The organism is Kordiimonas lacus (assembly GCF_001550055.1).
Lineage (GTDB): Bacteria > Pseudomonadota > Alphaproteobacteria > Sphingomonadales > Kordiimonadaceae > Kordiimonas > Kordiimonas lacus.
Window position 1 is genome coordinate 678,301 of the sequence record NZ_LRUA01000003.1, and the last position, 10,781, is coordinate 689,081.

Annotated in this window: 9 protein-coding genes; 5 read left to right on the plus strand and 4 right to left on the minus strand. The window is 58.9% G+C overall.

Annotation, left to right across the window (positions count from 1 at the left end):
- Window position 1 precedes the first annotated feature (1 nt).
- Together rimK and KORLAC_RS06485 are read right to left on the minus strand one after the other, a co-directional pair.
- Window positions 2–907: a 30S ribosomal protein S6--L-glutamate ligase gene (gene rimK / locus KORLAC_RS06480; protein WP_068304551.1), complete on the minus strand. Its 906-nt coding sequence runs from the start codon at window positions 905–907 to the stop codon at window positions 2–4.
- Window positions 908–926: 19 nt separating this feature from the next.
- Complete coding sequence (locus KORLAC_RS06485) at window positions 927–1,379, minus strand: ATP-dependent zinc protease family protein (protein WP_068304553.1); 453 nt, start codon at window positions 1,377–1,379, stop codon at window positions 927–929.
- A 333-nt stretch (window positions 1,380–1,712) separates the two neighbouring features.
- Here KORLAC_RS06485 and KORLAC_RS06490 point away from each other — a divergent pair, with 333 nt between their 5' ends.
- The 4 genes from KORLAC_RS06490 to KORLAC_RS06505 all read left to right on the plus strand — a co-directional run bounded on the left by KORLAC_RS06490 (window position 1,713) and on the right by KORLAC_RS06505 (window position 6,790).
- Window positions 1,713–2,825 (plus strand): 2OG-Fe(II) oxygenase, encoded by a 1,113-nt coding sequence (locus tag KORLAC_RS06490; RefSeq protein ID WP_068304555.1) that lies wholly within the window; start codon window positions 1,713–1,715, stop codon window positions 2,823–2,825.
- 245 nt (window positions 2,826–3,070) lie between these two features.
- On the plus strand, window positions 3,071–3,997 hold the full coding sequence (locus KORLAC_RS06495) for a GSCFA domain-containing protein (protein ID WP_206594867.1): 927 nt from the start codon (window positions 3,071–3,073) through the stop codon (window positions 3,995–3,997).
- Entirely contained in the window at window positions 3,994–4,734 is a 741-nt protein-coding gene (locus KORLAC_RS06500) for a hypothetical protein (protein ID WP_068304562.1), read from the plus strand. Before KORLAC_RS06495 ends, KORLAC_RS06500 begins: the two co-directional genes overlap by 4 nt.
- Before the next feature lie 208 nt (window positions 4,735–4,942).
- Complete coding sequence (locus KORLAC_RS06505) at window positions 4,943–6,790, plus strand: SLC13 family permease (RefSeq protein WP_068304565.1); 1,848 nt, start codon at window positions 4,943–4,945, stop codon at window positions 6,788–6,790.
- A 7-nt stretch (window positions 6,791–6,797) separates the two neighbouring features.
- Here KORLAC_RS06505 and KORLAC_RS06510 read toward each other — a convergent pair whose 3' ends face one another.
- Window positions 6,798–8,441 carry an alpha-glucosidase family protein gene (locus KORLAC_RS06510; protein ID WP_068304567.1) on the minus strand — a complete coding sequence of 548 codons (1,644 nt, stop codon included), beginning with the start codon at window positions 8,439–8,441 and terminating at the stop codon, window positions 6,798–6,800.
- A gap of 612 nt (window positions 8,442–9,053) precedes the next feature.
- On the opposite strand from KORLAC_RS06510, the gene KORLAC_RS06515 reads away from it, so the two are divergent.
- Window positions 9,054–9,620 (plus strand): PAS domain-containing protein, encoded by a 567-nt coding sequence (locus tag KORLAC_RS06515; RefSeq protein ID WP_139167547.1) that lies wholly within the window; start codon window positions 9,054–9,056, stop codon window positions 9,618–9,620.
- Window positions 9,621–9,629: 9 nt separating this feature from the next.
- On the opposite strand, the gene glk is transcribed toward KORLAC_RS06515, so the two are convergent.
- The gene (gene glk / locus KORLAC_RS06520) at window positions 9,630–10,592 is read right to left on the minus strand and encodes a glucokinase (protein ID WP_068304572.1); all 963 of its coding nucleotides are present in this window, start codon (window positions 10,590–10,592) and stop codon (window positions 9,630–9,632) included.
- Window positions 10,593–10,781: the final 189 nt, after the last annotated feature.

The following is a 10,781-nucleotide window of genomic DNA, read 5'->3' on the forward strand; positions in this document are numbered from 1 at the left end:
CCTAGCCCTTCCCTTTGGTTTTGGTGCGGTGCGGACGTGCATTCTTTTCAATGCACTGGATGATCTTGCCCGCCACATCAATACCGGTGGCTTTCTCGATGCCTTCAAGGCCCGGCGAGCTGTTCACTTCCATGATCACCGGCCCGTGGTTGGAACGCAGCATATCCACGCCCGCCACATTGAGGCCCATGATCTTGGCCGCGCGCACGGCTGTGGACCGTTCTTCCGGCGTGATCTTGACGGTGCCCGAGCTGCCGCCCCGGTGCAGGTTCGACCGGAACTCGCCTTCGGCGCCCTTGCGCATCATCGACGCCACAACCTTGCCATCAATCACCAGGCAGCGGATGTCGGACGCGCCGGCTTCCTTGATATATTCCTGGACCAGAATGTGGGCCTTCAGCTTGCCGAACGCCTGGATCATGGACCGCGCCGCATCGCGCGTGTCCGCCAGCACCACACCCACGCCCTGCGTGCCCTCGAGAAGCTTGATCACCACGGGCGTGCCGCCGACCATGTCGATCAGATCGTCTGCTTCACTGGTGCCATTCGCGAACGCTGTTACCGGCAGGCCAACGCCGCGGCGGGACAGCAGCTGGAAGCTCCTGAGCTTGTCGCGCGAGCGCGTGATCGCCACCGATTCGTTCAAGGGGTACACGCCCGCCATCTCGAACTGCCGCAAAACGGCAGTACCGAAGAAGGTAACCGACGCGCCAATCCGCGGGATCACCGCGTCATAGCCTGACAGGATATCGCCCTTGTAGCGCATCTCTGGCCGGTGCGAGGCAATATTGATATAAACCTTCATGGTGTCGATGGGGTCGATTTCATGGCCCCGTTCGCGCGCGGCTTCCATCAGCCGCTGGTGCGAATAGAGGTTTGGATTTCGGGTGAGCAGTGCAATACGCATAATAGCCCTTCCTCTGGAATTAGGTGCGGTAGAGCGGGTTGTCAGGCTCACCAAGGCCATAGGACAGTCCGCTGTCTACGAGATAAAATTTCTTCAGTGCCTGGCGTCCGATCAGCATGCGGAAGCCCATTTCGTCCCGGTTTGTGAGCGTCAACTCAATCGGGCGCGCCAGCGGCCCCAGCCGCAGCGTCGTCCTGACCACAAACCGGGTCTCTTCGTGACCGTTGGAGCTTCTGACCAGACGCTCATCAACGATGGGGGCCTCGCACAGGATTTCCGGCTTCTTGTGCTTTTGCACCGGATGCAGCCGGAAAGCCGCCCACGGGGCGCCGTCTTTCACAATTTTCTTCACACGGTAAGCATGGATCGCGCTGGTCTTGGCGCCCGTATCGATCTTGGCCTTGATATGGTCCACGCCAAGATCCGGTAATGCCGCCCATTCGCGCCAACCGATAATCAGTTTGCTCCGCATTCCCGTGCCTCCACGCATGTCCTGAAGGTGGGACATAAGCCCCGCTCATTCAATGGGAAAATCAAAACTTCATTTTCTGGAATACTCGAAACGGACGGAGCCTGAAGGCCTGGCCGCCTTTTCACGACCCCATTATCCGAAACGAGGGGGCTTTGGAAAGGGAAATTTTCCACCGCTGGAATAAAAGCGTTCAGGGCCAACGGTATTCCTATTCTCAGGCATGAAATTCTGACGTATGAATCTATCGGCAGAAGCGAAAGAGGCCATGCCGCATGGGGGCTGCCATATGGCAGATTTTGGCGCCAGCTGTGCGCCGTTTGAGAGACAGTGATTATGGGGAATATATCCTTGATCGAATGGGGTCGGCCTGTGCCTTGGTTTCATGCCGCCACGCAAGCCAACCCACGCTTCAACTTTGCCAGCCTGGGTGGGCGCTTCATTCTTCTGGCTTTCCTGGGCGACGGACGGTGCCCGGCGGCCCGCACCTTCATTGATACGCTTGCCGCCGCTGGCCTGCCACAGAACGGCCAACAATTCGTAGCCTTTGCCGTGAGCCTGGAAGAGCGCGACCAGCAGGACGAAGGCGTCGGGCGGGTATTTTCCCCAGCCCGCGTGTTCCACGATCCTGATGGCCAGATCGCCATTTCCTATGGCGTGGCCGAACGGTCCGACGAAGGCCTGCGGTATTCAGGCGGCTGGTATCTTATTGACCCCATGATGCGGGTTTACCGCAAAGGAAGCCTGCAGGAGACAGACAAACTGCTCAGCGCGACCCGGTCCCTGCCACGGGCGGAAGATCATGCCGTGGAAGGACAGAGCCCGTGGGCCCCGGTACTGATGGTGCCCCGCGTACTGACCCCTGGGTTTTGTGAACATCTGATCGACCTCTACAGGCAAGGCGCACCGAACCCATCAGGCTTCATGCGGGAACTTGGCGGGCGCACCGTCCCTATCATGGATACGACCTTCAAGCGCCGCAGCGACATGCATATCAATGACGCCAAGATCCGCAATATGCTGAACAACGCCATCGCGCACCGGCTGAAGCCGGAAGTCATGAAGGCCTTCCAGTTTAATGCCACACGGATCGAACGCTACATCATTGCGCGCTACGGCGCCGAAGAGAAAGGCTTTTTCAAACGCCACAGGGACAACACCACCAGTGGCACGGCCCACCGCCGCTTTGCGGTGAGCATCAATCTGAATGCAGAAGGCCATGACGGCGGCGAACTGTGCTTTCCCGAATTCGGCACGCGCACCTACAAGCCGCCAACCGGTGGTGCCGTGGTGTTTTCCTGCTCGCTCCTTCATGAAGCCACACCGGTCACCAAAGGCGAACGGTTCGCCACGCTGCCGTTCCTCTATGACGATGAAGCCGCCAAGATACGGGTACAGAATCGCGACAAGATCGACAGCGAGATGCTGGTGGTTGGCGACCCGCCGTGACCGTAAACCATAGCGACACTGGACTCCCCCAATTATAGTCGTTAGAACACCTCTGGTTGCTTAACAAAGTGTTTTTCAACCAGACATCTTGCTATTGAGGAAGTTACATGTCTGCATCAGATAATGGTGTCCAGCATCCATATCAGAACTTGCCGGAGGAAGCCTATTGGCGGTCCGGCGTCGCTGCGCATAATCCGCTAGCGTTCCAACGCCTGTATACAAAGAAATTTGCAATAGGACCTGACATGGCTGTTGCCTCAGCAGGCAGCTGCTTCGCCCAGCATATCGGCCGCCATATGGCAAAAAGCGGGTTCAACTATCGGGACTTTGAACCAGCGCCCGGCTTCCTGTCGAAAGAAACAGCCCGGACCTACGGGTATCACCTCTATTCTGCCCGCTACGGCAACATATATACTGTCCAGCAACTGGAACAATTGCTTGAGCGAGCAACGGGCCGCTTCACGCCATCAGAAGATGTCTGGGAAAAAGACGGCCGCTATTACGACCCGTTCCGGCCAACGATTGAGCCCGACGGCTTTGCATCTGAAAAAGAATTCAGGATCATGCAACGGGCGCACTTCGGTGCCGTAAAGCGCCTGTTCAACAAAACGGACGTCTTCATCTTCACCCTCGGCCTGACGGAAGCCTGGGTTAACAAAGAGGACGGCAGCGTCTATCCTATCTGCCCCGGGACTGCAGCCGGAAGTTTCGACCCCGCAAAGTACGAGTTTCGCAACTTCACCACTTCTGAGGTCGTCGCGTCTTTCCGACGGTTCCGCGAACGGGTCAGGGCAATCAATCCCGGCATTCGCTTCCTGTTGACGGTATCGCCTGTTCCGCTGACCGCCACGGCATCCGGCAACCATGTTCTTGTCGCCAGCAGCTATTCAAAGGCTGTCTTGCGCGCCGCAGCCGGCGAACTGACGGCGGAAGACGCGGGAACCGACTATTTTCCGTCCTATGAGATTGTTTCCAGTCACCCGGTTCGGGCCATGTTCTTTGACGGAAATTTGCGCACGGTCACGCCAAGGGGCGTTGATTTTGTGATGGAACATTTCTTTGCCCAGCACAGCCCCCCGACAGAAAAAGCCCCGGAAACCGCCTCCCCTGCGGCATCGGATGATGACCTCGTGTGCGAGGAAGAACTGCTGGCGGCGGAGGCCCTTTTATGATCATTCTTATCGGCGATTCGCATACCAGCTGCCTGATCCGCGCGGCAGCGGAGCGCCCTGCGATGGATAGCATCCGCATCGCCGGCCTGGGCCCGGGTGGCCAGCTGGTGCATGACTTTTTCACCCGCCATGACAATCACATCAGCTTCAGCCTGAGGCGCAGCAGACAAGCCCTGCTTCGGCTGACGGGCAAAAACACCATGCGCCGAGGGGACCAGTTCCTGTTCGGGATTTCGCTCGGCCTGTTTCCCTTCCGGGTTTGCCAAAATACCAGCTGGCGGCGTTTTGCACCTGCGAACTTCAGCGAAGGCACAGACAAGATGCCGCTTTCAGATGCCGTGACGGACGCTATCATCAGAGACGACACCAAAGGCCAACGCGCCTTCTTTGAAGCCGTGAAGAGTTTGGACATTCCATTCTTTGTCATGGCCTCGCCGCCCCTGCAGCGCCACCTGCCCATCCTGCAACGCAACGTCAGCAAGGATGTCATCCTGCATATGGAAAGCCGCTACCATCATGTGATGACAAGCTTTCTAAACGCCTTGGATGTGGATGTGATCATGCCGCCAGACGGTGTGCGCGCGGAAGATGGCTTCCTGCGGCAGGACCTCGAAACCGAAATCGAAGGCGATATCCGTCACGCCAATACAGCCTACGGTCATATGATGCTGGATAAAATACAGGCGTATCTTGAAACCAACCACGCCGACAGGCTGCAACCCAAACTGACTGCCTGAGCCTTTGCCCGACAAGTGCAGGCACCAAAACAACTGCAAAGTTCCCATAGGCCATTCAGGTTTTCTGAATGGCCTTTACGCTGGCCGTGATCAGGCATGGACCTCGAACACCCCATCATGCCAGGTCCCCGATTTTGGTAACCGTCCAGCCTGTTTCCAGATATAATTGCATGCGGCCCTGAGCCTGAAGCTGCTACCGGAGACCCGAATGGACCTTGCTGTAGCGTCGTTTCATATGTGGGCGACCTTTCTGGTTATCGCCTGCGCAATCCTTCTCTATGCGACCGAGCGGTTCAGCGTAGAAGTGATCTCGCTTGGCGTGCTGGCAGGCCTGATGCTGCTGTTTCAGTTTGCACCCCTGCGGGGTTCTGATGGCCTGCCCCTTGTTACCACCGGCCAGCTTTTGTCGGGTCTTGCGCACCCGGCACTCATTACCATTCTCGCATTGATGGTTATTGGACAGGGCATGAGCCGAACCGCCGCCTTTGCCGGCCCGACAGCGTATCTGCTCAGGCGCGGACGGCACAGACCGAAGCTGTTGATCTTTGTCTGCCTGCTGCTGGTCATGGCGATCAGTGCCTTCCTCAACGACACGCCGGTTGTGGTGATGTTCCTGCCAATCATGATTGTGCTGTCGGAAAAACTACGGCAGAGCCCGGGCCGTGTCCTGATGCCGCTGAGCTTCGCAGCGATCCTGGGCGGCATGACCACACTGATCGGCACGAGCACGAATCTCCTGACTGCTGGTGCCTACCAATCCATAACCGGCGAGACGATTGGTTTCTTCGATTTTACAGCGCCCGGCATGCTATTGGCCGCCACTGGCCTCGCCTATCTCTGGATATTCGGGCCTTTCCTGCTGAAACCACGCGCCGACAGACAGGGCGCCTCAAACCCAAACAAACACGGCAGGCATTTCATTGCCGAACTGACAGTTGGACCGCAGAGCCCATGGCTTGGCACCACCGCAACTGCTGGCATGTTCCCCTGCTTTCCCGGCATGACGGTGCGTCTGATACACCGGGACAGCACCACCATCCTGCCGCCCTTCGATGACCTGTCGCTACAACCGGGCGACCGGGTAACCCTTGCGGCCACACTGGAAGACCTGCATGGCCTTGTATCCGATGATCCCATGTCGTTTATACCTGACAATCCGCACACCAGCCGGAACCAGGACGTTGGCGCCCCACAGCCGTCGGGCGGCCACCTGTTCGAGGTACTATTGCCGCCTGCATCGGTCCTTGACGGTCGCCCGCTCAAGCAGCGTATCGATCCCGCGCTGATAGGGGGCATTATCGTCGGCATCCAGCGCCGCACCCGAATGCTGCGCACAGGGTTGGGCGACATAAGGCTGCAGGCCGGCGATGTCTTGCTGGTATACGGCTCGGTCGCCGAGATGCGGAGCCTGCGGTCCAGCCGTGACGTCATTCTTCTGGAATGGTCAGGTCGCGCCGTGCCGGACCTGCGCAAACGGTGGGCCGCCCGCACCATCTTTCTGGCCACTGTCATCGTGGCTGCCAGCGGATTGCTGCCGCTGGTTATCGCCGCGCTAACCGGGGCGCTTCTGATGATCGCCTGCCGCTGCCTGACCATCCAGGAAGCCAGCCGGGCCATCAACCGTCAGGTCTTTTTGCTGGTGGGGGCGGCGCTTGCCATGGGGACAGCGCTCGCGGCGTCGGGCGGCGCTGCCTATCTGGCTCACGGTTTGCTCACCGCGCTCGCAGATGCATCCCCAGCCATCATCCTGTCTGCCCTGTTCCTGCTGATCGCGGCAGTCTCCAACATCCTCAGCAACAATACCACGGCCATCCTTTTCACACCCATCGCGGTGGATATGGCCATGACCTTGGGGCTGCCGACACTACCCTTCATTGTTACGGTAATCTTTGCTGCCAACTGTTCGTTCGCGACACCCGTAAGCTACCAGACCAACCTGTTGGTGATGGCGCCCGGCGGCTACCGGTTCACGGACTATATGCGGTTGGGGATCCCCCTGATCCTGCTGCTGTGGGCTGTCTTTTCGCTAGTCGTGCCGCTTTACTACGGCCTTTAGGATCAGGCTAGACCCGGCGCAGGCAATAGGCTCCATGGGGTGGCAGGGGTTTTCCTGGCGCCGCGCCTTCAAGGGAAAAGAGCGACACACCGGATGTATCGCCAGACCAGGTTTGCGGCTGATCGGACAGGTTGAACACACATGTCAGTGTCTCACCCTCATACGTGCGGTCAAATGCCAGAACGGGCTCGGGTGCCTCAAGGAACCGGATACCGCCCTTGATGAGCGCGGGTTGGGTTTTGCGGAACGAGAGGAACGCCCGAAGCGCATTCAGTACAGACGCCTCATCCCCGTCCTGCACGCTGACAGCGCGCGCGGCATGGCGCGGGTCCACAGGCAACCAGGGTTCATGGCCACTGAAGCCGGCATGCGGGGCATTCGCGTCCCACGGCATGGGGGTGCGGGTGCCGTCGCGGCCTAATGTCGCCGGCCAGTTGGCGATGGCTTCCGGGTCGGTCAGGCGTTCGAACGGCACGTGCGCCTGCGGCAGGCCCAGTTCTTCGCCCTGATAGAGGCACACACTGCCGCGCAGGCCGAGGATCAGCATATTCAGCATCTTGGCGAAAGCCGGATTGTCCTCGGTCTGGGTGTCCAGCGCCCAGCGCGATACGGCACGCGGCCGGTCGTGGTTTGAGAAGGTGAAAGACGGCCAGCCCATGTCAGGCGTGTCCGGCCAGGCCTCAACCGCCTCGCGGATCACCTTGGCCGACAGCGTGTCGGCTTCCAGAAATTCAAAGCTGTAGGCAGTATTGAGGCCCTGCTCGCCACGCGTGAACAGCTGCATTTCTTCAAGCGCGCGTTCGCCGCCCACCTCGGCCACCGTGAAGGTGCCGGGATAGTCGTTCATCATGGCACGCACGCGGGCCAGGAATTTCGGGATGTCGGCGTGGCTCTGGTTATAGAGATGTTCCTGCAGGTCAAACGGCTTGTCACCGCGATATTCATACGCCGGCGGGTTATCCCTGAACTCTGGGTCATGCATCATGAAATTGACCGCATCCATGCGGAAGCCGTCAACGCCGCGGTCGAGCCAGAAGCGGCCCGCTTCCAGGAGCGCGTCCTGCACCGCCGGATTATGGACATTCAGGTCCGGTTGGCTCTCCAGGAAATTATGCAGATAATATTGGCCGCGGTGGGCGTCCCATGCCCAGCTGGACCCCATGAAAACAGACATCCAGTTGGACGGCGCGCTGCCGTCCGCCTTGGCGTCGGCCCAGACATACCAGTCGGCCTTGTCGCCCGCCCTGCCCTTGCGGCTTTCCTGGAACCAGGGGTGTTGGTCGGACGTGTGGCTATAGACCTGGTCGATGATCACCTTGAGGCCCAGCGCATGGGCGCGTGCCAGAAGCGCGTCGAAATCCGCAAGCGTGCCAAAGATGGGGTCAACGTCGCAGAAGTCTGCCACGTCATAGCCGAAGTCCTTCATGGGGGAGGTGAAGAAGGGTGACAGCCAGATGCCGTCCACGCCAAGGGAGGCGATATGGTCCAGCTTGCTGGTGATGCCCTTCAGGTCGCCGACACCATCGCCGCTCGCGTCCATGAAACTGCGCGGATACACCTGATAGATCACCGCACCGCGCCACCAATCGGTATCCGCCTGCGCCTGCCCAACCACATTGTTATCGCTTTTATTATGCTGCGCCAAAGCCATTGCCCATACTTCCCGTTACTTCCCTACCCATGGGGGCGAACTCATCCTTCTCGCTTGAGATTGACATAAACATATATTTGCATGTTTTTGCAATCTATTTCCAAATTTTTTCACAAAAAAATCAAAGGGAGGCCAGAGGCTATTGGTATGAGAATCTTTATATACCGCATTAAATCAATGGCTTATCGAAAAACATCCCGGCCAGGCGTTATTTTCTCGCACCTACTCCGAAACCGCACAACTGCAAAGACCTTTGCAATTTTTGTTGCTATTTTCATTTTTTGCTTTATTTTGCAAAAAAGATGGAATCAGGGGCTGCCGCCTGGCACCTTCCACGTGCCTTCCTCCCCCTCCCAAGGCGCCCCTGGTTCCGCCGCGATTTCTTGTTTCCTCGGAAGCCAGCCCCCGGATACTCCGGGTGCCCGGCTTCCAACAGTTTAGGGGCCTCTTTGCGGGGCATCGGCCCGGGCAGGGTTCCTCCCACCCCGCGCCGCACCTGCAGAGAGCACATCTTCACCCCGGCAGCATCGGCTGACCGGGGTGCTTTTTTTGATCCACCCCTCGCCTGATGCGCGTAATATGATAGGGTGTTTTTCTTAGAGTTGTGTTTGCATGAACCCTTCAACATCAGGCAGCGCGATGGACGACGGCATAAAGGACAGAACATCGGTTGGCTTTACCACCAACACATTCCCCCTGCAGCAGTTGGATGGTGCTGAAGACGACCCCTTCCTGAAACCCTTTGCCAAAGTCACCCGGCTGTGGCAACGCAGCGATGGCTATCTGCCGCTCAAAAGTGATATTTCCTTCCAGGACTTCGGCGGCTGGCACGACCGCATGATCATCTCCGACCTGAGGGCCGACGGCAACATCCGCTTCCGATTGGTGGGCACCACGGCTGAAGCCATTTTTGGCAATCTGATAAAGGCCGGCGGCAGCTTTGCGGACCTGCCGAATACGCTGTTCCCGCATTATGCCAGCTATTTCGCCCGCATCGCGGGTGGTGACATGTTTGGGGAGTGCATCGGCCTGGTGCCGTTCGAGGGGCGGGAGTTCCTGCCGTTGCGGGTGTTGGACCTGCCGGTTCTTGAGACGCCCACAGATGGCGCCAATGGCGGGGTCAGAGATGGGGCAGTTCGCCCCACCCTGCTCTATTCCTTCTTCAGATCCACCAAATAGGGCGGAAGCCTAGGCCACCGCCGCGCCGACAAGCGCCGCATATTTGGCTGTGATCAGATGCACCGGAATGGTTTCCACGTAAGCTGACTGCGCGCCCTTGGCAACGAAGCGCCGCAGCAGGTCACTTGGCCCCACCATGTCGGCGATTTTCGGCAGGATACCGCCACCCAGGAAGATGCCGCCCTTGGCGCCGTGCACCAATGCGATATCACCCGCCGTGGCGCCCACGATCGACAGGAACAGTTGCACAGCGCGCGTGCAAGCGGGCGCGCCGCCTTCAGCAGCCAACTTGGTGATCTGCGCCGGGCTGAGGTCCCGGTCACCGCCACCGCCATAGTCCACCAGGAAGCGGTAGATGCGGGCGATACCTTCGCCGCACAGGAAGCTTTCCACCGAAACATAACCAAGCTCTGCGCGCAGATGTTCGGTCAGGTCATGCTCCAGCCGTGAACCTGGCGCGAAGGCCATGAAACCGCCTTCGGTGGATACCGTGTGATAGCCCTTGCCGTTCGGCACCAGAAGCGACACACCAAAGCCGGTGCCCGGCCCCATAACGGAAATCGGCGCCGCCTTATCCACCGCGCCGTTCTTGAGCGTGACATAATCCACGCCTTCTTCAAGAAACGGGCAGGCACGGGCAAGCGCACCAAAATCATTGACGAATTTAACCAGCTCCAACCCATGGGTCTGGGCGATCTGGTCTGCGTCCACATCCCAGCCCAAATTGGTCAGGCGCCCCTTCTTTTCCGTGGTCGGGCCGGCGATCGCCAGCTTGGCAACACGCGGGACAGTGGCACCCAGCTTTTCAATATAGGCCCCAAGCATCTGGCCGAGGCTGCCATATTCGCGGCAGGGGAAGACGATCACATGATCTATTTCCGGCCTGGCCCGGCCGTCACTGAAGGTTGCAACGCCGAAACGGCCATTGGTGCCGCCGATGTCGGCAACAATACATGTTGTAATCTCTGTCATACCCCTTCCCTTTCGGGCGCGGCCAAGGCCGAAGCCATCAACCGCAGAAACCCATGCCCGCCACCGCATGCTTCCAACCAGCAGGGCGCGCAAAAATCAAAACCAGACCTCACTAGTAGCCACAAAAGACAGCGCTGTCAATCGCAGTTGGCCTGCCTTTCGAAAGGAAAGCGCAAGATGGCGGGATAC